Origin of the sequence: Aquirufa sp. (genome assembly GCF_044377215.1) — a bacterium.
In the GTDB taxonomy this organism is placed as follows: domain Bacteria; phylum Bacteroidota; class Bacteroidia; order Cytophagales; family Spirosomataceae; genus Aquirufa.
Map to the genome: position 1 here is coordinate 24,180 of NZ_JBILJM010000017.1, position 23,455 is coordinate 47,634.

The 23,455-nt window shown below is 37.8% G+C and carries 20 protein-coding genes; 13 read left to right on the forward strand and 7 right to left on the reverse strand.

What is annotated here, in order from left to right; all coding sequences use genetic code 11:
• Nucleotides 1-30 precede the first annotated feature (30 nt).
• The gene (locus ACIQ6T_RS06825; RefSeq protein ID WP_395785161.1) at nt 31-435 is read right to left on the reverse strand and encodes a MaoC family dehydratase; all 405 of its coding nucleotides are present in this window, start codon (nt 433-435) and stop codon (nt 31-33) included.
• A gap of 57 nt (nt 436-492) precedes the next feature.
• Here ACIQ6T_RS06825 and ACIQ6T_RS06830 point away from each other — a divergent pair, with 57 nt between their 5' ends.
• Together ACIQ6T_RS06830 and dnaA are read left to right on the forward strand one after the other, a co-directional pair.
• Nucleotides 493-1,347 carry a diacylglycerol/lipid kinase family protein gene (locus ACIQ6T_RS06830; protein WP_395785162.1) on the forward strand — a complete coding sequence of 285 codons (855 nt, stop codon included), beginning with the start codon at nt 493-495 and terminating at the stop codon, nt 1,345-1,347.
• A gap of 416 nt (nt 1,348-1,763) precedes the next feature.
• Nucleotides 1,764-3,191, forward strand: coding sequence for a chromosomal replication initiator protein DnaA (gene dnaA, locus ACIQ6T_RS06835; protein ID WP_395785163.1), 1,428 nt, complete (start codon nt 1,764-1,766; stop codon nt 3,189-3,191).
• 42 nt (nt 3,192-3,233) lie between these two features.
• On the opposite strand, the gene recA is transcribed toward dnaA, so the two are convergent.
• Complete coding sequence (recA, locus tag ACIQ6T_RS06840; protein ID WP_395785164.1) at nt 3,234-4,295, reverse strand: recombinase RecA; 1,062 nt, start codon at nt 4,293-4,295, stop codon at nt 3,234-3,236.
• Nucleotides 4,296-4,444: 149 nt separating this feature from the next.
• Here recA and ACIQ6T_RS06845 point away from each other — a divergent pair, with 149 nt between their 5' ends.
• The gene (locus tag ACIQ6T_RS06845) at nt 4,445-5,239 is read left to right on the forward strand and encodes a DUF3108 domain-containing protein (RefSeq protein WP_395785165.1); all 795 of its coding nucleotides are present in this window, start codon (nt 4,445-4,447) and stop codon (nt 5,237-5,239) included.
• Here the strand turns inward: ACIQ6T_RS06845 and ACIQ6T_RS06850 are convergent.
• Nucleotides 5,236-6,537 carry a cryptochrome/photolyase family protein gene (locus ACIQ6T_RS06850; RefSeq protein WP_395785166.1) on the reverse strand — a complete coding sequence of 434 codons (1,302 nt, stop codon included), beginning with the start codon at nt 6,535-6,537 and terminating at the stop codon, nt 5,236-5,238. The genes ACIQ6T_RS06845 and ACIQ6T_RS06850 overlap by 4 nt on opposite strands.
• Before the next feature lie 159 nt (nt 6,538-6,696).
• Between ACIQ6T_RS06850 and queA the strand changes: the two genes are divergently transcribed.
• The 5 genes from queA to ACIQ6T_RS06875 all read left to right on the forward strand — a co-directional run bounded on the left by queA (nt 6,697) and on the right by ACIQ6T_RS06875 (nt 13,920).
• Nucleotides 6,697-7,749: a tRNA preQ1(34) S-adenosylmethionine ribosyltransferase-isomerase QueA gene (gene queA / locus ACIQ6T_RS06855; protein WP_395785167.1), complete on the forward strand. Its 1,053-nt coding sequence runs from the start codon at nt 6,697-6,699 to the stop codon at nt 7,747-7,749.
• A gap of 17 nt (nt 7,750-7,766) precedes the next feature.
• Nucleotides 7,767-8,462: a 2-C-methyl-D-erythritol 4-phosphate cytidylyltransferase gene (locus ACIQ6T_RS06860; protein WP_395785168.1), complete on the forward strand. Its 696-nt coding sequence runs from the start codon at nt 7,767-7,769 to the stop codon at nt 8,460-8,462.
• A complete protein-coding gene (locus tag ACIQ6T_RS06865) occupies nt 8,455-10,824 on the forward strand; it encodes an RND family transporter (protein WP_395785169.1) in 2,370 nt (789 codons plus the stop codon). Before ACIQ6T_RS06860 ends, ACIQ6T_RS06865 begins: the two co-directional genes overlap by 8 nt.
• Entirely contained in the window at nt 10,824-11,993 is a 1,170-nt protein-coding gene (locus ACIQ6T_RS06870) for an MFS transporter (protein ID WP_395785170.1), read from the forward strand. Before ACIQ6T_RS06865 ends, ACIQ6T_RS06870 begins: the two co-directional genes overlap by 1 nt.
• 295 nt (nt 11,994-12,288) lie before the next feature.
• Nucleotides 12,289-13,920, forward strand: a complete 1,632-nt coding sequence (locus tag ACIQ6T_RS06875; protein WP_395785171.1) for an NADP-dependent glyceraldehyde-3-phosphate dehydrogenase — start codon at nt 12,289-12,291, stop codon at nt 13,918-13,920.
• Between the two features lie 49 nt (nt 13,921-13,969).
• Here ACIQ6T_RS06875 and ACIQ6T_RS06880 read toward each other — a convergent pair whose 3' ends face one another.
• Entirely contained in the window at nt 13,970-15,583 is a 1,614-nt protein-coding gene (locus tag ACIQ6T_RS06880; protein WP_395785172.1) for an ABC-F family ATP-binding cassette domain-containing protein, read from the reverse strand.
• Nucleotides 15,584-15,683: 100 nt separating this feature from the next.
• On the opposite strand from ACIQ6T_RS06880, the gene ACIQ6T_RS06885 reads away from it, so the two are divergent.
• Together ACIQ6T_RS06885 and coaD are read left to right on the forward strand one after the other, a co-directional pair.
• Nucleotides 15,684-16,406, forward strand: coding sequence for a DUF3822 family protein (locus ACIQ6T_RS06885; protein ID WP_395785173.1), 723 nt, complete (start codon nt 15,684-15,686; stop codon nt 16,404-16,406).
• Between the two features lie 4 nt (nt 16,407-16,410).
• Nucleotides 16,411-16,869, forward strand: coding sequence for a pantetheine-phosphate adenylyltransferase (gene coaD / locus ACIQ6T_RS06890; RefSeq protein ID WP_395785188.1), 459 nt, complete (start codon nt 16,411-16,413; stop codon nt 16,867-16,869).
• On the opposite strand, the gene ACIQ6T_RS06895 is transcribed toward coaD, so the two are convergent.
• Nucleotides 16,848-17,549, reverse strand: coding sequence for an NUDIX hydrolase (locus ACIQ6T_RS06895; RefSeq protein ID WP_395785174.1), 702 nt, complete (start codon nt 17,547-17,549; stop codon nt 16,848-16,850). The two genes, coaD and ACIQ6T_RS06895, sit on opposite strands and share 22 nt — an antisense overlap.
• A 95-nt stretch (nt 17,550-17,644) precedes the next feature.
• On the opposite strand from ACIQ6T_RS06895, the gene pyrE reads away from it, so the two are divergent.
• The gene (pyrE, locus tag ACIQ6T_RS06900; protein ID WP_395785175.1) at nt 17,645-18,283 is read left to right on the forward strand and encodes an orotate phosphoribosyltransferase; all 639 of its coding nucleotides are present in this window, start codon (nt 17,645-17,647) and stop codon (nt 18,281-18,283) included.
• A 1-nt stretch (nt 18,284) separates the two neighbouring features.
• Here the strand turns inward: pyrE and dprA are convergent, their stop codons facing one another.
• The gene (gene dprA, locus ACIQ6T_RS06905; protein ID WP_395785176.1) at nt 18,285-19,388 is read right to left on the reverse strand and encodes a DNA-processing protein DprA; all 1,104 of its coding nucleotides are present in this window, start codon (nt 19,386-19,388) and stop codon (nt 18,285-18,287) included.
• A gap of 31 nt (nt 19,389-19,419) precedes the next feature.
• The gene (locus ACIQ6T_RS06910) at nt 19,420-19,767 is read right to left on the reverse strand and encodes a MerR family transcriptional regulator (protein WP_395785177.1); all 348 of its coding nucleotides are present in this window, start codon (nt 19,765-19,767) and stop codon (nt 19,420-19,422) included.
• Between the two features lie 83 nt (nt 19,768-19,850).
• Here ACIQ6T_RS06910 and alaS point away from each other — a divergent pair, with 83 nt between their 5' ends.
• Together alaS and ACIQ6T_RS06920 are read left to right on the forward strand one after the other, a co-directional pair.
• Complete coding sequence (alaS, locus tag ACIQ6T_RS06915; protein WP_395785178.1) at nt 19,851-22,478, forward strand: alanine--tRNA ligase; 2,628 nt, start codon at nt 19,851-19,853, stop codon at nt 22,476-22,478.
• A gap of 1 nt (nt 22,479) precedes the next feature.
• Nucleotides 22,480-23,454, forward strand: a complete 975-nt coding sequence (locus ACIQ6T_RS06920; protein ID WP_395785179.1) for an aminodeoxychorismate synthase component I — start codon at nt 22,480-22,482, stop codon at nt 23,452-23,454.
• The last annotated feature ends 1 nt before the right edge of the window (nt 23,455 follow it).

Here is a 23,455-nt window from a genome sequence, read left to right on the forward strand (position 1 = left end):
AAGCTCGATTTATCGAGCTTTTTTTATGCCTTAAAATAAGTTTGCATGCATAACAGAAGCAACGCCGTCAACCATTATTTTTCCTCGTTCCAATTCAAAGACTTGCGTGCTTATTTCAGCTGTGTGCTTCACATCATTAATTGATACCACTTGAAAAAAGGCACGATACGTTTGTCCTACATACAAAGGACGTTTGAATTCAGATACCTGCTTTAAATAAACACTTCCGGAACCCGGAAAATCCATTCCCATGACTTTCGAGAAAACACTTGCGATTAATGCTCCGTGAATAATTGGTTTCTTAAATGGCGTAGTCGATGCAAATGACTCGTCCCAATGCAAAGGATTGAAGTCTCCCGATATTTTACAAAAATCATTTACTTGCTCTTGTGTAAATGAAAACTCAATTTCAAAACTTGCTCCCAGTTGGATCATCTCGTAAACTATTAAATTTGATAAAATGCGGGTACCTTTGTAAACAAACCGAAAAACATGATTTGTTTTATTTTAAATCCCAATTCCGGAAACAAAAGTAATAGATATCGCATGGGGATTTTGGAAAAACTACAAAAGATTCCAAATAGCCAACTGCACATAACGAAATATCCTGGACACGCTAAAGAAATTGTTCAGAACCTAATCAACGAACATAAAGCTACTCGAATCGTCGCTATTGGCGGGGATGGAACTGTCAACGAAATAGGTGCATGCGTTCAGGGAACCACTATAGCTCTAGGAATCATTCCAATTGGTTCTGGAAATGGACTAGCCAGACATTTGGGAATTTCAATGCAATTTAACAAAGCACTTAAACAAGCTCTTAAAGGAAATGAACATCTTATCGATACATTAAGTTGGAATGATAAACCATTCTTCTGTACAGCAGGAATTGGATTTGATGCGGAAGTCGCCTCCAAATTTGCACGTGGAAATGGTCGTGGGCTATTTAATTACATTAAAGCAACCTTACAAACATTCAAGACCTATCAGTCGACAAAGCTAAATCTTGCAAATGGTGAATTAGCAGATCTTTTTTCCTTGACAATTGCCAACGCAAATCAATATGGGAACAACGCGTTTATTTCGCCATTTTCCAACTTACAAGATGCTCAATTTGAAGTAGTTAAAATAAAAAAAGGTAATATTTGGCAAATAGGCCAACTTGGAATTAGTCTATTTTTGAAAACCATAAATAAGCAACATATAGTGGATATTTTCAGCACAGATTCATTTGAAATGCGTGTAGCAATCGGCACCAAATTTCACTTAGATGGAGAGAGCCTACAAACTGAAGATGAAATCATAAAAATAAAAATATTTGCAAAAAATTTAAAAATAGTTATTTAGTTAAAATAAACTAGTATTTAAATTACAATTCATTGATTTTCAATAAGTTACAATACATTATTTCGACTAAAAATTTCCGCATACCTATAATAAATACGTTTTTTATTCAAAAAAAATGTATTTTTTTTTATTTGATTTTTTAAAGGGGAAAAGCCATTAAGCGCCTATATTATTGGACATTTTTTAGTTCCAAATTTTTAGGCAATTTTATTCAAGTAAAATCAACATTTATTTATTTTTTGAAATTTGGAAGACCCCCGAATTTTACTATTTTTGTCTCCCCGCTAAAAAAACGAATTCGTTTTTCGTAGTAAATAAAACCACTTCATTGAAGTTATAAATAAACCAACTTTTGAAGGTTAACCTTTAATTAGTTGGCAAGGAATTTTTGTCTCTAAAAATACGTAAACAAATAAATGCAAACTGAATTAAAAGACTTATGGCTACGATGTTTGGAAATTATCCGAGAGGATGTTTCTAGCCAAAGTTTTTCAACTTGGTTTGCGCCAATAGTTCCTTTAAAATTTCAGCATAATACATTAACGATTCAAGTTCCTTCCCAATTCTTCTATGAGTGGTTGGAAGAAAACTATGTTGCCGTTTTACGCAAAGCTATTGACCAGACGATTGGTAAACGTGGTATGTTAGAATATTCGATCGTCATAGATAAAGGAGATCGAAAAAATCCACCAATTACGTTTAATCTACCTACTGTTTCACAAGGTTCAAATAACCTATCGAACCAGCAAAACGATCAACAGAATTCAACAAGAAATCCATTTCAATTTAAAGATTTAGATTCATTGGCATTAGATTCATATCTAATTCCAAAATATACATTTGACAAGTTTATTGAAGGAGATTGCAATCGATTAGGCCGTGCGGCAGGTATGGCTGTGGCCAATAAACCTGGTTTAACTTCATTTAATCCATTGATGATTTACGGAGGAGTAGGATTAGGTAAAACACACTTAATTCAGGCAATCGGAAATCAGATTAAAGAGGAATTCCCAGAGAAATTTGTCTTATATGTGTCAACTGAAAAATTCACAAATCAATTTGTTAATGCGATTCGGAATAATTCAATTGAGACATTTACCAACTTTTACCTTCAGGTTGATGTATTAATTATTGATGATGTACAATTTCTTTCTGGAAAAGAAAAAACACAAGAAACGTTTTTTAATATATTTAATCATTTACATCAATCAGGTAAACAAATAATTCTGTCTTCTGACCGCGCACCTCGAGATTTGGCAGGTATGGAAGACCGTTTATTAAGTCGGTTTAAATGGGGCTTGACTGCTGATTTACAACAACCTGATTTTGAAACTCGTATTGCCATTATACAAAAGAAATTGCAAGACGATGGAATTCAAATCAATTTTGATGTTTTGGAATATTTAGCGCATTCGATCCAAACGAATGTACGCGAGTTGGAGGGCGTCATCATCTCATTAATGGCGCAAGCCTCTTTAACTAGAAAAGAAATTGATCTGGAATTAGCCAAGTCAACATTAAAATCCATTGTCAACGATCAAGAAAAAGAACTTAGTGTCGACAATATCTTGGAGGCAATTACGACACACTTTGATGTAGATATGCAAACGCTTAAAGGAAAATGCAGAAAAAAACAAAATGTTTTTCCTAGACAAGTAGCCATGTACATGCTGAAGGAACTTACAAATCTACCCTTAAAATCAATTGGTTATCATTTTGGAGGCCGTGACCATAGCACGGTTATTCATGCTGTACAATCAATTTCCGAGGCAATAGAATCCGACAAGAATGTAGAGAAAACGGTTAAAAAACTCTTTAATCGCTTTAATATAGCATTAAACTAAAAAAAGAGGCTTAAGCCTCTTTTTTTAGTTTACTAGATAAATCTATTCTTCTGCAACAACATCTTTATCAATTAGAGCTTTATCGTCACCTTTGACCTTTTCTTTAATCTTTTGCTCAAGCTCATCCATCAATTCAGGATTATCCTTGATCAAATCTTTTACGGCATCACGGCCTTGTCCTAAGCGATTCCCATTATACGAAAACCAAGACCCCGACTTATCAACTACACCTAAATCTACACCCAAGTCAAGCACTTCACCAGCTTTCGAAATTCCTTCACCATACATAATATCAAACTCAACCACTTTAAAAGGAGGAGCCATTTTATTTTTCACAACTTTTACACGCGTACGATTACCTGTAATGGAATCAGCGCTTTCTTTGATTTGACCAGCCCGACGAATATCTAAACGAACAGAAGCATAAAATTTCAGAGCATTACCACCTGTAGTTGTTTCTGGACTTCCAAACATAACACCAATCTTATCACGTAGTTGATTGATGAAAATACAGCAACAACCCGTTTTGTTGATTGTACCAGTCAATTTACGTAAAGCCTGTGACATCAATCGAGCCTGAAGACCCATTTTTGAATCCCCCATCTCCCCTTCAATTTCAGCTTTAGGAACTAATGCCGCAACCGAATCAATAACAATAATATCAATAGCACCAGAGCTAATCAAATGCTCCGCAATCTCAAGTGCTTGCTCGCCATTATCTGGCTGTGAAATCAATAAATTCTCCGTATCAATACCTAGTTTTTCGGCATAAGATCGATCAAATGCATGTTCTGCATCGATAAAAGCAGCTAAACCACCCGCTTTCTGTGCCTCAGCAATACAATGTAAGGTTAATGTTGTTTTACCAGAGGATTCTGGTCCATAAATTTCAACTACACGACCACGCGGTACACCGCCAATACCTAAAGCTAAATCTAAGCCTAATGAACCTGTTGATATGACAGGAACATCCATAACCTTACTATCTGACAAACGCATCACAGTCCCTTTCCCGTAAGCCTTATCTAATTTTTCCAAAGTAGTCTGCAGTGCCTTTAATTTCTCAGCTGCAAGACCTTGTGCGCTATCCGATTGTTTTGCCATGTTATATTTATTGATAATTTTGAATGTTCCTTGTAGATTATATGTCTTTCATTTAAATCCAAACAAAAATAGGAAATACCACGTAATGAAAAAACAAATAAAATGATATTCTATCGTCAAATAAATCCTTCGTAATTAAAACCAAGCTCTTGCAATTCAAACCGTCTTTTTTCAGCAAACACTTACATGTAATTATCATATTATTGGTTACCATCCACCCAATTTTATGCCAAGAAAATTCCAGTATTTTAGCTAACGAACATTTAAAATACCGCATACATCTCGGTTTTATTAATGCCGCAGAAGCAACAATTCACACGAGTGGACAAACGCAACAAGTAAATGGCCAACAAACTCGAAAAATTGAAATAACGGGTAAAACTGTTGGTATACTAGATATCATATCGCCCGTAGTTGATTATTGGTCTGCTTACCTAGATACCGACTCCCATCTACCAATTAAAACGGAGATGCGTAAAAAGGAAGGTCGATACCGAAAAACAGAAACAGTCCTATTTGATCATGCCAATTCAGTAGCTAAAATAAACTCGCCACAAAACACGCCAACAGCCAAAAATTTAGCGATAAATCATTCCACATTAGATTTAATTGGAGGCTATTTTTTCTTACGAGATAAGCCTTTAGGTGATATGAAAATAGGCCATAAGCAAAAAGCCAATATATTAGTTGACGGTAGTATCTATGAAATTTGGTTTATCGTGAAAGGATTTGAAAAAATCGAAAGTCCTTTGGGAAATAAAAATTGTATACGAACCACCTTGGTGCTACCAAAAAATAAGATGTTTAAAGAAGAAGATGCGATTCAACTATGGATAACGAATGACACCTATCAGGTACCATTTAAAATGGAAGTAAATTTGAAAATTGGCTTTCTGACAATTGATTTGACCAACTACTCCATTGCTGGAAAAAATGTATACTAAACCTTAGCTAAAGCTTTCTTATAGGCGGCTAAAACACGTTCTCTGGCAAATTCATGATTTACAATAGGTTTAGCATAACTTAACTCTTGAAATTCTGGTACCCATTTACGAATGTATGCCAACTCACCATCAAATTTTTTAGTTTGCAGGGTGGGATTAAAAACTCGAAAATAAGGAGCCGCATCGCAACCAGAACCAGCTGCCCATTGCCAACCACCATTATTGGCAGAAAAATCAAAATCTACTAATTTGGCAGCAAAATAGGCTTCTCCCCAGCGCCAATCAATCAATAAATGTTTGACCAAAAAACTCGCAACAATCATTCGAACACGATTATGCATGAATCCGGTCGAATTCAATTCTCGCATTCCTGCATCTACAATCGGATAACCAGTTTGGCCTTGCTTCCAAGCATCAAACTCCTCTTCATTATTTCGCCATTCCATACGATCATATTCTTTGCGAAAAGCATGACCAGTGGATATATGCGGAAAATGATGTAAAATGTTAAAATAAAAGTCCCGCCAAATTAATTCATTCAACCATACTTCTGATTTTCCTATCGCTTGCAAAACAAGACTTCGAATCGAAACTGTACCAAATCGCAAATGGACAGATAACCTACTCGTCCCTGGTAATGCAGGAAAATCCCTACGCTCTCCATAATTACGAATTAAATCATCTGCAACTGTTGGCTTAGAAAAAGCCAATCCCGCCGATTCAAATCCAATTGATTCTAAACTCAAAATATCAAATTTCGCTGATAAATAGTTTTGAAGTTCTTCAGAAGGAAACTGAACGATAGGTTCTGTACGAAGGCGCTCTTTCCATTTTCGCGAATAAGGAGTAAATACGGTATAAGGAGTACCTTGGCCGCTTAAAACCTCATTTTTTTCAAAAATCGCTTGATCTTTATAGGTGTGAAATTTAATTTGCTGAGATTCAGCCCAACGCATAATGACATCATCGCGATCACATCCATACTTCTCATAATCATGATTCGCGTAAATAGCACGAATCGTATACTGAGATTGTAAATTCTTGAATGCCTCCAATGGTTGCGCATGTAACACACAAAGATCTCCACCTTGTTTCTGAATATTCGATTTTAATTCAGATAAAGAATTATGAATAAACTCAACTCGGGCATCACGGTGATCTTCCAACCGTTCTAAGATGGTGGGATCAAAAATAAATAGTGGCAATACGGGATTGTCTCCTTTCAGAGCTGCCCAAAGGCCATGATTATCCGTAATTCGTAAATCACGCCGAAACCAAAAAATAGAAACTGACTGCATAGGATAGTACTTAGTAATTTAAAACCTGACTTTTTTCAAATTGTTTAAAATATACCTTGACAAGCCCCCCTTCAAAAGTGTATATTTGTAAAATTGCAAATTTTATGCACCAATTGCGCACGCAATTGGAATCATAAATTCATTTCAAACCCCATCCGAATGAAATTATCTGAATTCAGATTTGATTTACCACAAAACTTAATTGCTTTAAACCCCACAGAAAATCGCGAAGACGCTCGCATGATGGTCATTAACCGAAAGGAAAAAACCATTGAGCATAAGAAATTTACAGATATCGTAGATTATTTTGGAGATGGAGATGTTTTAGTAACGAACAATACCAAAGTTTTCCCTGCCCGTCTTTATGGAAACAAAGAGAAAACAGGTGCTCAAATCGAAGTGTTTTTGTTACGTGAATTAAACCGCGAACACCGTTTATGGGATGTATTGGTCGACCCAGCAAGAAAAATTCGAGTAGGAAATAAATTATATTTTGGCGATTCAGATTTAGTAGCTGAGGTTATTGATAATACCACATCGCGTGGGCGTACCATTCGTTTTTTATACGATGGCGATCATGAAGCGCTCATGGCGGCAATTCACGAATTAGGTGAAACGCCACTTCCAGATGAGATTCGTCTTAAGCGCGCGGCGACAGAAGAAGATCGTGACCGTTTTCAAACAATTTATGCAGAGCACGTGGGTGCGGTAGCAGCACCAACTGCCGGATTACACTTCTCCAAAATTATCATGAAGCGTATGGAGTTAAATGGAACCCAATTTACGCCACTTACCCTTCATATCGGATTAGGAACTTTTCGCCAAGTAGATGTTGAAGATCTTACAAAACATAAAACCGATTCAGAACATTTTATGATTAACCAAGATACATGTGATTATGTCAATCAAGCTATTGATGGCAAAAAACATGTGTTGGCCGTAGGAACTACAGTTATGAAAGCCTTGGAATCATCTGTTTCAGCAAGCGGCCACTTAAAACCGATTGATTCTTGGACAGATAAATTTATCTTCCCGCCATACGAGTTTAAAATACCAACTGCCCTTTTAACAAATTTCCATTTACCTGAATCTATTTTATACATGATGTCATGTGCTTTTGGTGGATATGATTTGATTCAAGATGCATACCAACAAGCCATTAAGGAGAAATATCGCTTCTTTAGTTACGGCGACGTAATGTTAATAATTTAATTGTAAATGGGTTTATTTTGAAAAAAATAGCAATTATAGTTGCGGGAGGTAGCGGACAACGCATGAATTCGTCGGTACCGAAGCAATTTTTACTGCTTCAAAATAAACCCATTCTTTTTCATACCTTGGCAGCATTCAAAGCAGCCATTCCAGATATTGAATTAATTCTAGTCTTACCACAAGATCAATTCGATCATTGGGCCACACTAGGAAAGAAATATCCTGAAATTCTTACACAAACTCCTCACAAATTAGTTGCCGGAGGAGAAACCCGATTCCATTCTAGCTTAGCTGGTATCCAAGCCATTACCTATGGGACTGAATGTTTAGTTGCAATACATGATGGCGTGCGTCCATTGATAAGTAAACAAACGATCCAACACGCATTTGAGGAAGCATCCAAATACGGCAATGCGGTCGTTGCAATGCCATCAAAAGATTCAATTAGAATGTGGAACGAAGAAAAAAAAGCTTTTATAGCTGTAAATCGTGCGGATATACGTGTTATTCAAACACCTCAAGTTTTTAAATTAAACACGCTACGAAAAGCATACGCAAATGGATATAATTCCCATTTTACAGATGATGCGAGTGTTGTTGAAAATATAGGAGAACATATACATGTAGTAGAAGGGACATATGCCAATATTAAAATCACAACATCAGAAGATTTAGCGTTAGCTGAAATATTAAAAGGAGAAGTCAATGAATAAATCATGGAATTGGATTGGTACTCAAATCCTCAAATTCAAATTAGCCATTCTAGGTGTTTTATTTTTTACGACGATATGGTTGGCATACACAGCTAGCCAAATTCAACTTAGCTATGAATTAGCTAAAATTCTTCCTCAATCGAACGAACAATTTCAGTTGTACGAATCATTCAAGAAGAAATATGGTGAGGATGGCAATGTGATGGTCATCGGATTGGAAAATCCAAATTTGTTTAAACCAGCTGAGTTTGATGCATGGAATAACTTATTTACCGAAATAAAAAAAGAGGCAGGTATTAAATCCATGTTGGCATTACCCAATCTACCTGAAGTCTATATTGATACGACAAGAAAAATCTTTAAAACAAGACCACTGTATGCGGGATCAACAAATAGCTCGCAAGCTGAATTAGATTCATTAAAATCCAAAATCAACAAATTACCGATTTATCGAAATTTCCTTTTCACAGAAGATCTCCGGGTTCATTTGATGTTGATTACACTTGATCAAAAGACCATCAACAATAAAAATAGGATTTCACTAGTCAAAAAAATCAAATCCCTTGGTGAACACTATTCAGCTAAAACAAAAAATCAGCTGCACTATTCTGGAATGCCATTTATCCGCACAGAATATACGTCACAAGTAACGAATGAATTGGTATTATTTCTGTTGTTGGCAATCGCCGTAACTTCCCTTATTTTATTTTATTTTTTCAGGTCAATTCAAGTTGTCTTTTTTGCGCTAATCGTAATTCTAATTGGCATCGTAGCCTCACTCGCAACTATAGTTCTTTTTGGATTTAAAATCACACTTTTATCCGGACTAATTCCACCGCTTATTGTCGTTATTGGGGTTCCTAATGTCATATTTCTGTTAAATAAGTATCACGAAAACTACGCTGAAACAAAAGATAAAGAAGCCTCACTGCTGGGGAGTACAGCAACTGTGGGCCGAACGTTATTTTTAGCAAATATTACTACGTCTATTGGGTTTGGTGTATTTGCATTTACGGGTTCGGCCTTGCTTGTGGAATTTGGCATAGTCGCATCATTGAATGTCATGTTCACATTCTTATTGTCTTTGGTATTGATTCCTATCTTTTTTAGTTATTTAAATCCACCAAAGGCGAAAGATTTAGCTCATTTTGAAAGTAAGAGAATTAATCGATTTCTAACGCGCGTTGAATTTTGGGTATTTAAGCGTCGGAAAGTCATCTATAGCATCATTGGTTTTTTACTTGTTGTTTCTCTGTATGGTTTAAGCAAAATAGAGGCTGTAGGCTATATCGTTGACGATTTACCAAGAGAAAATGCTATTTATACCGATTTGAAATTTATCGAAACACACTTCAAAGGCGTTATGCCATTCGAAATTTCAATCGATGCACATGAATCAGACCGAGCACTTTCGCCAGAAATCTTGGCAAAAATTAAACGAACTGAAAAACTAATAGGTCAACACCCTGAATTTACGCAGGGTCTCTCCTTAGTTACGGCAACAAAATACCTTTATCAAGTCTATCGGGGCGGAGATCCCAAATATTTTACCTTACCGGGAATTGATGAACTTTCAAAATTAAAAGATTTCCAAGGTAGCTTACAAGGGAAACAAAATTTATTCGCAGGTTTCTTAGATAAGGAAAAACGATTTACGCGTATAAGTTTTCAAATGGCCGATATTGGAACTGTCCGTACGCAAAAACTGTACGATGAGCTTCAGCCAAAAATTGATACTATTTTTCGAACTGATAGTGAAACAGGTGATATCTTACCTGCAAGTGATGCGCGGGCCTATGGTGCAAAAATTACAGGAAACTCAGTAATTTATGCATTTCAAACAGCTTATTTGCAGACAAACCTGATAGAAAGCACAATTACGGCCATTATACTAATTTGTATTTTAATGGCACTTTTATTCCGCAGCTGGAAAATGGTCATTATTTCAACCATCCCATCCTTAATACCATTAATTATCACGGCGGGTTTGATGGGATTCTTTCACATCGCATTAAAGCCAAGTACTATTCTAATTTTCTCTATTGCCTTTGGTATTTCAAGCGATGGAACCATATATTTTTTAACGCGATACAAGGAGGAATGGTTTAAAAATTCAAATAATGTTGCCAAAGCAGTACAAATCACCATTCAAAAAACCGGTGTTTCCATGTTCTACACAGCCATGATCTTGTTTTTTGGGTTCTTTATTTTCACTGCATCAACCTTCAAAGGGACACAAGCACTTGGAATTCTCGTTTCCATCACGCTACTGATGGCTATGATTTGCAACCTTATTTTGCTACCAGCCTTTTTAATGGGTATGAATAAAAAAGAGACCAAGGCGTTCATCGAAGAAATTTAATGGAAAAACCTGCGTCAATTTATACGTTGAATTTTGTACTTCTGTGTGTAAGTAATTTCTTGTTCTCAGCTAGTTTTTCAATGATTATTCCTGAATTACCTGATTATTTAGCTAGCCTAGGTGGGAAAGAGTATATCGGATATATCATCGCATTATTTACACTGACGGCTGCATTAAGTAGGCCATTCTCAGGGAAATTGACTGATCATATCGGGAGAATTCCCGTTATGGCATTTGGTTCATTGGTATGCTTTTTATGCGGTGGACTCTACCCAATTATCCATACAGTTCAAGGGTTTCTATTTTTGCGATTTTTGCATGGCATGTCCACGGGAACAAAACCAACAGCGACAGCAGCGTATGTTGCTGATATAATTCCTGAGAATAGAAGAGGGGAAGCGCAAGGAGGATTAGGGATATTTACGGCTACCGGCATGTCTATCGGTCCTGCAATAGGCAGTTATTTAGCTAGTGAAATAGGCCTCCAAGAGATGTTCTGGATATCATCCGTTTTTGCCTTGTTATCAATTTTGATCCTATTGCGCATGAAGGAAACTCTTCCCAAATCCATGAAATCAAAATTATCAGGTAAACTATTTAAAATTGGTTGGAGCGATGTATTTGAACCTACCATACTACCCGTTTTTTGGATTATGTTATTTGTTTCCTTTTCATCTGGTGTTGTAGTTACCTTAATGCCAGACATTTCCAAAATAATTGGATGGCACAATAAAGGACTATATTTCACCATCTATACCATTTCATCCATCGTAGTCCGGATATTCTTTTCAAAAACATCAGATAAATATGGCCGTATTCCCGTCCTGCTCTATTCTGCACTCGTTTTAGCTGCAGCCATGTTTCTAATGGTTTTAGCACCTAGTCCTTTGACGGTCATTACCTCAGCTATTCTTTTCGGTTTTGCTTGGGGCTTTAACACCCCTACATTAGCAGCATGGACTACGGATTTAGCTAATAAAAACCACATGGGACGAGCCATGGCTACCATGTATATTGCATTGGAGTTAGGCATTGGGCTGGGGGCTCTTTTTGCTGGCCAAGTATATCAAGGATTCGCTAAAAATATTCCTTTGCCATTTCTAATGAGTGGAATTTTAGCTATTATCGCCTTTATTTCTCTTTTAAAATACAGACACAAACTGGCATAAAATGACATTTAGCGAATATTTGCAATCTAAAAAAATCGACGAAATAAGCTTTTCTGCTAACGATAGTAGCACTTTTCACGCATGGAAAAATCTTTTTGAACAAATAAGTGTAAGTAGCTTTACCGATCAAAAGAAATTTAAAATCAATCAGATTAGACGCAAATTTCTATTGATATCAGAAAAATAAACCTTTAAAAATAGTAAATTTTTAAAAAATCATATAACTATTTAAACTTTTACTTGTTTGCTTTGAAAGCAATGTACAAAGCGAAGAACTTTGTATTCGAAAAAAAAGATGAAGCAAATGCAAGCAAGTGAATTACAAAAGCTGTTTCCTGATGCAGCAAGTATCCCAAAAGAATTTGACCTAACTAGTCCCATTGAGCAACGTGAATACTTAGTCAATGGTGAAATGCGTCAATGGTCAGGAAAGACTCAAGATGTTTGGTCCCCTATTTATATCAAAACCGACAAAGGTTTAGAGCAAAAACGGATTGGATCTTATCCAATTACCGATGCTACAGATGCTATGGAGGTATTGTATGCAGGTGTCAAAGCCTATTCGAATGGTCGGGGCGAATGGCCGTCTATGTCGGTAAGCCAACGAATCGAGTGCGTGGAGAAATTCACGCAAAAGATGATCCAAAAACGGGATGAAGTTGTCAAATTACTCATGTGGGAAATTGGCAAATCACTTGCCGACTCTCAAAAAGAATTTGATCGGACAGTTCAATATATTTACGATACCATCGGTGCGTTAAAAGATATTGATCGTACGTCTTCTACGTTCTTAATTGAAGAAGGAATTATTGGCCAGGTAAGACGTTCGCCATTAGGCGTAGTTTTGTGTATGGGACCATTTAATTACCCCTTAAATGAGACATTTACAACGCTTATTCCAGCCCTAATAATGGGAAATACCGTTTTATTTAAACCCCCAAAACACGGCACTTTATTGCATTACCCATTATTGGAAGCATTTAAAGATTCTTTCCCTGCCGGAGTAATTAACACACTATATGGTCGTGGAAACTCAATCATACCTCAACTCATGGAATCTGGGAAAATTGACGTTTTGACGTTGATTGGATCTTCAAAAGTTGCCGATAAGCTTAAGAAAATGCATCCAAAGGTGAATCGTCTACGTGCGATTTTAGGTCTAGATGCCAAAAACGCAGCGATTGTAACCGAAAGCGCACAATTAGATGTAGCCATCAATGAGTGTTTGTTAGGATCCTTGTCATTTAATGGTCAACGATGCACTGCGATCAAAATCATATTTGTTCACAAATCATTGGCAGAAGCATTTAATAAAGGCCTTGCTGAAAAAATTGAAGCCTTAAAGTTAGGCATGATGTGGGAACCTGGTGTACAAATCACACCGCTACCCGAACCTAATAAACCTGCCTATTTGAAGGAGTTAATCGAAGATGCCAAATTACACGGTGCCACAGTTATCAATAAACATGGTGGAGAAAACTTCAAGTCAATCTTCTTCCCTGCTCTATTGTATCCTGTCAACAGTAAAATGAAAGTTTGGCATGAAGAGCAATTTGGCCCAGTGGTACCTGTTGTTCCATTTGAAGATATTTCAACGCCCATTGATTACATTCATGAGTCATCACATGGCCAGCAAGTCGCAATTTTCGGTACGGATGTGAATCAAATTTCAGCTTTAATTGACGAAACAGTCAATCAAGTATCCCGTGTAAATGTAAACGCACAATGTCAGCGTGGACCAGATTCATTCCCATTCACGGGCCGTAAGGATTCCGCCGAAGGAACACTATCCGTAACAGCGGCATTACGATCGTTCTCGATTCGTACGGTTGTGGCTACGAAAGCGAACCAACTGAATAAAGATATTGTCAATCAAATTGTTGAGAACCAACAATCAAATTTTTTATCGACACGATTTATTTTGTAGTACACACTGAATTCATAAAAAAGCCCTTGAAATTCAAGGGCTTTTTACATTATAAAACAGAGCGCTGGCCTTTAACCGCAGGGTCTGTGATGAATTCATCGTAGGTCATCAACTTATCTAAATTTGATTTAGCGCCTAACTCAATTACTCGATTAGCCACTGTATTCGTTAATTGATGATCATGACATGTAAACAACATGGTGCCAGTGAACTCAACCATACCATTATTTAAGGCAGTTATCGATTCTAGGTCTAAGTGATTTGTAGGCTCATCGAAAAGCAGCACATTGGCACCGGACAACATCATTCGCGAAAACATACACCTTTGCTTCTCTCCTCCTGATATCACCGTACATTTTTTCAAGGCTTCTTCACCAGAGAACAACATACGGCCTAAAAATCCGCGAATAAAACTCTCGTCTTTTTCAACTGAATATTGACGTAACCAATCCACTAAATTCATGGAGTCATCCTTGAAGTAGTTGGCATTATCATTCGGCAAATATGTCTGAGTAGTCGTTACTCCCCATTTAAAATCTCCAGAGCTCGCTTTACCTTCACCCATCAAAATATCAAAAAGCGCAGTAATGGCTAAAGAATCTTTTGCTAAAAATGCAACTTTATCACCCTTATTAACCGTAAAAGAAAGATTTGTAAATAAAGGAACCCCTTCCTCCGTAGTGGCCGACAAATTTTCCACACTCAATAACTGGTCTCCCGCCTCACGCTCTGGCTTAAAGTTGATGAACGGATATTTACGAGAAGACGGTTTTATATCATCTACTTGTAACTTTTCTAACATCTTTTGACGTGAAGTCGCTTGCTTAGATTTCGCCACATTAGCAGAGAACCGACGAATAAATTCTTCCAATTCTTTTCGCTTCTCATCCGTTTTTTTATTCTGATCGGTCCGTTGACGTGCAGCCAACTGAGAAGACTCGTACCAAAACGTATACGTACCTCCGTATAATTGAATCTTTCCAAAATCTAAGTCGGCAATATGTGTACACACATTATCCAAGAAATGACGATCGTGAGAAACAACAATGACGGTATTTTTGAAGTTTTGTAAAAAGCCTTCTAACCATAAAATGGAATCAATATCCAAGTTGTTAGTTGGCTCATCCAACAATAAAATATCAGGATTTCCAAAAAGTGCTTGGGCTAAAAGAACTTTCACCTTTTCAGAACCATTTAAATCACGCAACAAAGTGTAATGAATGTCTTCTTTAATACCTAAGCCACTCAATAAAGTAGCTGCTTCCGATTCGGCTTCCCAGCCATTTAATTCAGCAAACTCTGCCTCTAGATCTGCAGCTTTATTTCCATCTGCCTCAGAAAAGTCCTCCTTCATGTAAATGGCATCCTTTTCAAGCATGAGGTCATACAAGCGCTTATTTCCCATGATGACAGTTTGTAATACGGGAGATTCTTCAAACTCGAAATGATTCTGCTTCAGGATAGACATTCGCTCTCCCGGATTCATACTAATATTACCAGTTTGAGATTCAATTTCACCTGAAAGAATTTTCAAGAAAGTGGATTTCCCTGCACCATTTGCACCAATAAGACCATAACAGTTTCCTTCCGTAAACTTGATGTTTACTTCCTCAAATAAAACTCTTTTCCCAAAGCGCAGGGATACGTTAGACACAGATAACATGAAGAATGGATTAAATAGGCCGCAAAATTACTCAATTTGTACCTAGAAAAAAAGGCTAAATCATATCTTAATTGCTATTTTTTTTGCAATTTCGGGCAATTTGAAAAATCAACCTGTGAAAGGAAATACAATTCCACTTCAAGCTAAAACTCCCATTTCACTTTCGATACAACTCGAGAAAGCAGGTCTTCGTTTCAAAATTGATTCAAATGATGCCTTATTTCCTTGGAATTCTACCCAACTATCAATTAAAAATTGGCTTTTAGATCAATCAATTCAAATCCGATTGATTCAACATATTTCTGTTGAACTAACTACCGAGTTATTTTTACTTACCCCTTTGGAATTTGATTCACCTATTTACCGACTTGGCTTCTTGGAAAAAGCTCTAGGTGAAGGTGTAATCGACGGCCATGAAGTGCATGAACAGGCTGTAGATTTTGCTCAGGCCAACCTTTTATTCTTGATCCCGAGTGTTTGGAAAGATTTTTTAGTGTTGAATTTCCCCCTAGCACAGATTCACTATTCACATTTATTAGCTAATGAATTAGCTAAAACAAAGGCTTATATTTATCCGCGAATACAGCTGCATTTATTCGAAAAATCAGTGTTAGTGATTTTGATACAACAAGGCCAATTGCAACTAGCCAATGTTTTTCCATACGAATCGCCAACTGAACTTGCATTTTATCTACACTCTATTCGAGAAGCTTATGAAATTCAGTGGACAATCGAAACATTTCAATTGCGGGGTCCTGAGCACACAAATTCAATTTTAAGACAAAGCTTGATTGAGCTGGAGATTCCTATCGAATTAATTTAATATGATGCCAAAAACAGCATTTTTCCCCGGATCTTTTGATCCATTTACCAAAGGACACGAAGATATTGTCTTGAGAGCCTTAGCTTTATTTGATGAGGTTGTTATCGGTATAGGTCAAAATTCAAATAAGTCGCGCTATTTTTCATTAGACAAAATGAAACATTACATCGAGACTACGTTTAAAGATAAACCAGTTCGGGTAGTTACCTATCAAAACTTGACGGCCAATGTGGCGAAGGAAGTGGGAGCTAAATTCATCATCAGAGGACTTCGAAACACAACTGATTTCGAATATGAAAACTCAATCTCACAAGTGAACAGACATATCAACCAGGAATTAGAAACTGTATTCTTGATTACATCACCTCACTTAGCGCCAATTAGCTCAACGATTATACGTGATTTACATCGCTATGGAAGTGAAATAGGGGAATACTTACCTTATACCTTAGATGGTATTTGAGCTTGATTTACGATGAATTGTTGGATTACATAACGGATCGAACTATACGTATCCGACACGACTTTATTCATCTTATCTTGCGCAATCCATTCGACGCGTTCAATATTTTCCTCTAATTGTGGCTTTAATTTTCCCGACTGCTTGGATTCCATTACATACCACTTTGTTTTTTTCAAGATGCGTTCATTCTTAAATGAATAGGTATGATATGTGGTACATACCTTTGAAATTAGGTCTGCTGCCACATTACACTCTTCAAAAACTTCACGAACCGCTGCTTTTCTAAAATTTTCATTTTTCTCCAATTTCCCTTTAGGCAAATCCCATTTACCTAAGCGGTAAATCCAAAGAACCTCATTTTGCGGATTAAGTACGACACCACCGGCTGCTTCAATAACCTGATAAAGTGAACAAATCCGTTTCTTGAGCTCTTTCTTTTGTTCCGTCAAAATATATAAGGAATGAAAATCAAAAGGCTTGTCGGCATGCAACTCTGTAATAATTTTTTCCATCTGGTCTGGCCCCACGTTCAATAAACACGTATGCCCTTTGAAATCAGCAATTTTAATCGGCTTCAAACGCACATCTAAAATCACATCGTAATCTTCCATGGGAGGATACAAACTATTTTTTGATTTTTTGATAAGGCGTATGGGGCGATCGTTGATAAAAATGACCATGAATGGATTTTAATTTTGGCAAAAATAGAATTAAATACTGATAAGATAATCTGAATACTTATTTTTGTGAAATCAATTATTGAAGAAACTCAAGCATGCAGAATTTAACTATTTCACAAGAAGTCGCACATCATCTTTTACGCATTCAAGCGATTCGATTACGACCAGACCAGCCGTTTACTTGGGCATCAGGCTGGAAGTCACCTATTTATTGTGACAATAGAATCTCACTTTCAGATCCTGAGGCGAGAACCTACATCAAAAACAGCCTTTCGGCAGCAATTAAAGGCTATTTCAAGGACGTTGATGTCATTGCAGGGGTTGCCACAGCTGGCATTGCACAAGGTGCATTAGTGGCAGATTTATTGGATTTACCATTTTGCTATGTTCGCCCAGAGCCCAAAAAACATGGCATGGGAAACCAAATTGAAGGCAGTATTAAGCCAGGTCAAAAAGCTGTATTGATTGAAGACCTAATTTCAACCGGTGGAAGCTCACTTAAAGCAGCTGATGCCTTACGTTCGGAGGGCGTCGAAGTACTCGGTATGGTTGCCATCTTCACCTACGGTTTTGAAATTGCATCTGAAAATTTCAAACATGCGGGTGTCCCATTTTATACACTCAGCAACTACGATGTGCTTGTGGAAGAAGCTGTTAAATTAGACTACATCTCAGAAACACAATTGGTCACCCTGCAAGATTGGCGTGTGAACCCAAGCGAATGGCGTAAATAAGCTATTTTATCCGATACATATAACCAGGTAAGGCTTTCACCAACCCTTGGAACTCCAGATTTAATAAGGTAATCGCCAAATCGGTTACCTTTTTTTGTGCACGCCAGGCAAGTTGATCTAACGTACATTCCCCTTCTTTGACTAAAATTGCCATGAGTTGAGTTTCATCATCTGTCAACCTGCTCCAAGAAACCTGTTTTTTCGGCTGAACTCGATCGCCTACTTCTGCCCAATTCATCTGCAAGGCTAATGCTTCCCAACTCGTATAAATAGTCGCTTTATGTTTTTGAATTAAGGCATTGCACCCTTCTGAAAATATTTTTTCCAAATTACCTGGAACAGCAAATACCTCTCGATGATAATTATTAGCATAATCTGCGGTAATTAATGCCCCACCCTTTTCGGCTGCTTCAATCACTACAGTTGCATCTGTCATCCCGGCTATAATACGATTACGCAATGGGAAAAAACGTGGATCAGGCTTTTGATGTAAGGGATATTCTGATAAGACGCCACCACATTGTACCATTTGATCCAAAAAACGTTTATGCTTGGCCGGATACACATAATTAAATCCACCGGCCAACACAGCTATATTCTCTAGCCCTAAGTCAATGCAATGTTTATGCACTTCAATATCAATTCCATAAGCAAGCCCGCTCACAAATACGACCGGGCAACCGATAGATTGTTCAAGTAAGGATTGAGTCATACGCTTACCGTAATCAGTGGCTTTCCGTGTGCCCACGACCGCTAAACTACGCGCTTGATTTAAATCAGAACTCCCTTGATAATACAAGACCAATGGCGCATCATAAATATGTTTTAATCGATCCGGATACAAATCATCTAAGTAAAAAAGGATGGTAATTTGACTTGAGTCGCATGCACGCAAAATCGATTCTGCTTCCTGTAAGTAGGTCTTTTGAAAAACAGACTCAGCTAAAATGGGACCTATATGGGGTATTTTTTGAAGTTCAGCGCGTGAAGCTTGAAAAATTGCAGCAGCAGAGCCCGCATAAGAAACGAGCCTTCGTGCATTGACAACACCGATTTGCGGAATACGCGATAGGGCAACTTGATAGAATTTTTCGGAGGATTGCATGGACTAGGATTTCCACGAAACTACGCACCGACTATTCTAATTCCTGAGATAAAACTTGTAAAAAATCACGAATATCAGTTAACTGATTAATGACAACCTGATTGGGATTTTTGACAGCCCCTTTGTTATTTAGCGCTTGTTTAGCTCCTTCAATGGTTAGACCTTTGACATCGATCATGTCCACTAACACCTTGATTTTATCAATATCAACCTGCGTATACTTACGAATTCCAGTTCCTGTACGCTTTGGTAATAGGTGTGGAAATTGTGCTTCCCAATACCGCAACTTGGATGTATTGACTTTAAATAGCTTGGCTACTTCAGAAATCGAATAATATTGCTTATCTAAATCCATGCGAGGAATCAATAAAATCAACAAAAAAACCTAATTTTGCGATTCTTGTCTAAACAAAAATAAACAAGAGGACGCATTAAACCAATCCCTTACCAAAATTAGCCCAAATGACTTCTTCGGAGATCCGCCAACAGTTCTTAGATTTTTTTCAATCTAAAGGTCACTTAATTGTTCCTTCAGCCCCATTGGTAGCTAAGAATGACCCTACCCTATTATTTAATAATTCAGGTATGTCACAATTCAAGGATTTTTTCTTGGGTAATGGAACCCCTCCGTCGAAACGTATCGCAGACACGCAAAAATGTCTTCGCGTTTCTGGAAAGCATAACGACCTGGAAGATGTAGGATTCGATACCTACCACCACACCATGTTTGAAATGCTTGGTAATTGGTCATTTGGTGATTATTTTAAACAAGAGGCACTTACTTGGTCCTGGGAATTACTGACAGAAGTATTCAAATTACCCAAAGACCGTATCTATGTATCCGTTTTTGAAGGTGATAAAAAAGATGGTGTACCTTTCGATCAAGAGGCTTTCGATATCTGGAAAGCGATTGTGGGTGAAGACCGTATCATTTACGGAAATAAAAAAGATAACTTCTGGGAAATGGGCGAAACAGGCCCATGCGGACCATGCTCAGAAATCCATATTGATTTACGTGATGCAGACGAGGTTGCCAAAGTATCCGGAAAATCCTTAGTTAACGCAGATCATCCACAAGTCGTTGAGATTTGGAACAATGTATTCATGCAATTTGAGCGTATGTCGGACGGTTCATTAGTTCCACTACCCAACAAACATGTAGACACAGGAATGGGTTTTGAACGCCTTTGTATGGCGATTCAAGGGAAGCAATCCAATTACGATACCGACGTTTTTCAGGGAACAATTCAATATCTTGCTCAAAAAGCAGGCAAGCAATACGGGGATGAAAAATGGACAGATATCGCATTACGCGTAATTGCTGACCACATTCGTGCCATCGCTTTCTGTATTGCTGATGGCCAGTTGCCATCTAATGCCAAAGCTGGCTATGTTATCCGCCGTATATTACGTCGGGCCGTACGTTACGGTTATACCTATCTAGGCTTCAAAGAGCCATTTATGCACGAATTAGTCCCTTTATTGGCTAAACAATTCACCGGCGTATTTGATGAACTAATTGCCCAAGAAGCATTCGTTGCCAAAGTGATTTACGAAGAGGAGGTATCTTTCTTGCGTACCTTATCCACAGGTCTAATCCGACTTGATAAATTAATGGAAGACTGCTCCGGCAAAATTCTTTCAGGCGATGACGTGTTTGAACTAAATGATACCTACGGATTCCCGATAGATTTAACGGCATTAATTGCGCGTGAAAAAGGCATGGATATTGACGAAGCTGGATTCAACAAGGCTTTACAAGAACAAAAAGCACGCTCACGCAAAGACGCAGGAGCAAGTGCGGAAGATTGGATGATTGTCCGTGAAGGAGAAGAAGTTTCATTTGTAGGCTACGATGAAACCCAAACAAACACACAGGTTTTAAAATATCAAAAGATTCAAAATAAAGGTGGCGTACAATATAAAGTTGTCCTAGAAAAAACTCCATTCTATGCAGAATCAGGCGGACAGGTAGGTGATACAGGAACCTTAACATTCAAGCCTTCTGGGATTACATTACAGGTACTTGACACTAAAAAAGAGAATGACTTGATCGTCCATTTTTTAAGTGATGCACGTATCGAGCAAGTAGCTGGAGATGTCGAGGTAATCGCTGAGATAAATACCCATCGGAGAAGAACGATTACGCAAAACCACACAGCGACACATTTACTACAAGCAGCTTTACAAGAAGTATTAGGCAAGCACGTGGCACAAAAAGGCTCCCTCGTAAATGAGGCCTTGTTGCGTTTTGACTTCTCGCATTTTCAAAAAGTCACCGACGATGAAATTCTACAAATTGAACAAATCGTTAATGCCAAAATTGCCGAGAACATTCCTTTACTTGAAGAACGAAATGTTCCGATCGCACAAGCGAAAGAAAAAGGAGCTATGGCGTTGTTTGGTGAAAAATATGGCGATTTTGTCCGTGTAATCACCTTTGACAAGAACTATTCCGTTGAACTTTGTGGAGGTACACATGTGCCATCAACTGGTGAAATCGGTTTATGTAAGATCATAACTGAAACATCTGTTGCGACGGGTGTTCGTCGGATTGAGGCTATTACGTCCCAACAAGCCTATGCGCTTTTAAGCGAGCAAGAGGCTGTAATTAGTGAATTAAATGCATTGTTAAAGGCTCCAAAAGATTTGGTGAAGGCAGTGGCAAGCTTGATTGAACATGCGAATAGCTTGCAAAAAACGGTTGCCAACTACCAAGCTAAAGAAATCGGAGGTTTAAAAACTGAACTAGCTAAACAAATTAGTTCAGCTTCAGGAATACCTGCTTTAATCGCTCAGGTAAACGTACCCAATGCAGATGCATTGAAAAACGTAGCATTTGATTTGCAAACAGAAGCTGGAAGTTTATTCTGTTTACTCGTAAGTGAAATTGACGGCAAAGCCAGTTTAGCCTTAGCCATTTCGAAAGATTTAGTGGAGTCAAAATCATTAAATGCCGGTACCATTGTTCGCGAATTAGCGAAAGAAGTGCAAGGTGGTGGTGGCGGCCAAGCCTTCTTAGCCACAGCTGGAGGACAAAATCCTGCAGGATTAGCTAAAGTTCTTGAATTAGCGAATAACTATTTATAGGATGTTTCCATCCATTCCTCTCGTGCCTTTTGCGGAAGTATCTGAACAAATGGATACGTGGGGAATGCTAGGTATACCCTTCCAATTTTTCATCAGTTATGATGGGACACAGGCTTGGGCTGGATCCAAACAAGAGGCCCAAAAACTAGGTATACATATTCAAATCCGACAAAAACCAAGTGGTAGTGGGCAGTCGGTGCATTTTGCAAAATCCCCTATTCCCCTTGAAACCTATCGGCACAAATTTGAATATGTCCAACGGGAACTAAAAAAGGGAAACTCGTTTTTGGTTAATTTAACGGCTGAAACACCTATTCAAGTTAATGTGCCTCTGCAAATCATTTTTGATCAAGCACATGCGGCTTACAAAATGAAATGTGCGGAGGAATTTATCGTGTTCTCGCCTGAATGTTTCATACAAATTAAGGATCACAAAATTTATAGTTATCCAATGAAAGGAACGTCGTCTGTACGATCAAATCCATCCACGGACACCTTAATGGCAGATCAAAAAGAACAAGCGGAACATGCCACGATTGTTGACCTAATCCGCAATGATTTAAGTCGGGTGGCCTTCCCTATTCAAGTAGATTCCTATAAATACACGGAACAGGTAAAAACAAATGAAGGTGATTTGTGGCAAATGTCATCGCAAATTTCAGGGTTACTTCTTCCCGAATTGAAGGGAAAAATTGGGTCTATTTTGAGCGAATTATTACCTGCAGGCTCCATCACAGGAGCTCCAAAAGCCTCTACTATGCAAATCATCGCTGAGGCTGAGCAATATGATCGTGGGTTTTACACAGGAATCATGGGTGAATTTGATGGCCAAAATTTAGACTCTGGCGTCATGATTCGATTTATTGAACGTAAATCGGGCCAACTGATTTTCAAAAGTGGCGGTGGAATTACCGTTTTTTCAGAACTTGAAAAAGAATACAACGAACTCATTCAAAAAGTATATCTCCCCTTTTAAT

Coding starts and splice junctions, on each gene's coding strand:
- ACIQ6T_RS06880 (WP_395785172.1), bottom strand. CDS start 15,583: ATGTTATCTGTGTCTAACGTATCCCTGCGCTTTGGGAAAAGAGTTTTA.
- ACIQ6T_RS06875 (WP_395785171.1), top strand. CDS start 12,289: ATGAAGCAAATGCAAGCAAGTGAATTACAAAAGCTGTTTCCTGATGCA.
- ACIQ6T_RS06920 (WP_395785179.1), top strand. CDS start 22,480: ATGTTTCCATCCATTCCTCTCGTGCCTTTTGCGGAAGTATCTGAACAA.
- pyrE (WP_395785175.1), top strand. CDS start 17,645: ATGCAGAATTTAACTATTTCACAAGAAGTCGCACATCATCTTTTACGC.
- ACIQ6T_RS06830 (WP_395785162.1), top strand. CDS start 493: ATGATTTGTTTTATTTTAAATCCCAATTCCGGAAACAAAAGTAATAGA.
- coaD (WP_395785188.1), top strand. CDS start 16,411: ATGCCAAAAACAGCATTTTTCCCCGGATCTTTTGATCCATTTACCAAA.
- queA (WP_395785167.1), top strand. CDS start 6,697: ATGAAATTATCTGAATTCAGATTTGATTTACCACAAAACTTAATTGCT.
- ACIQ6T_RS06895 (WP_395785174.1), bottom strand. CDS start 17,549: ATGGTCATTTTTATCAACGATCGCCCCATACGCCTTATCAAAAAATCA.
- ACIQ6T_RS06865 (WP_395785169.1), top strand. CDS start 8,455: ATGAATAAATCATGGAATTGGATTGGTACTCAAATCCTCAAATTCAAA.
- dnaA (WP_395785163.1), top strand. CDS start 1,764: ATGCAAACTGAATTAAAAGACTTATGGCTACGATGTTTGGAAATTATC.
- ACIQ6T_RS06825 (WP_395785161.1), bottom strand. CDS start 435: ATGATCCAACTGGGAGCAAGTTTTGAAATTGAGTTTTCATTTACACAA.
- dprA (WP_395785176.1), bottom strand. CDS start 19,388: ATGCAATCCTCCGAAAAATTCTATCAAGTTGCCCTATCGCGTATTCCG.
- ACIQ6T_RS06870 (WP_395785170.1), top strand. CDS start 10,824: ATGGAAAAACCTGCGTCAATTTATACGTTGAATTTTGTACTTCTGTGT.
- recA (WP_395785164.1), bottom strand. CDS start 4,295: ATGGCAAAACAATCGGATAGCGCACAAGGTCTTGCAGCTGAGAAATTA.
- alaS (WP_395785178.1), top strand. CDS start 19,851: ATGACTTCTTCGGAGATCCGCCAACAGTTCTTAGATTTTTTTCAATCT.
- ACIQ6T_RS06850 (WP_395785166.1), bottom strand. CDS start 6,537: ATGCAGTCAGTTTCTATTTTTTGGTTTCGGCGTGATTTACGAATTACG.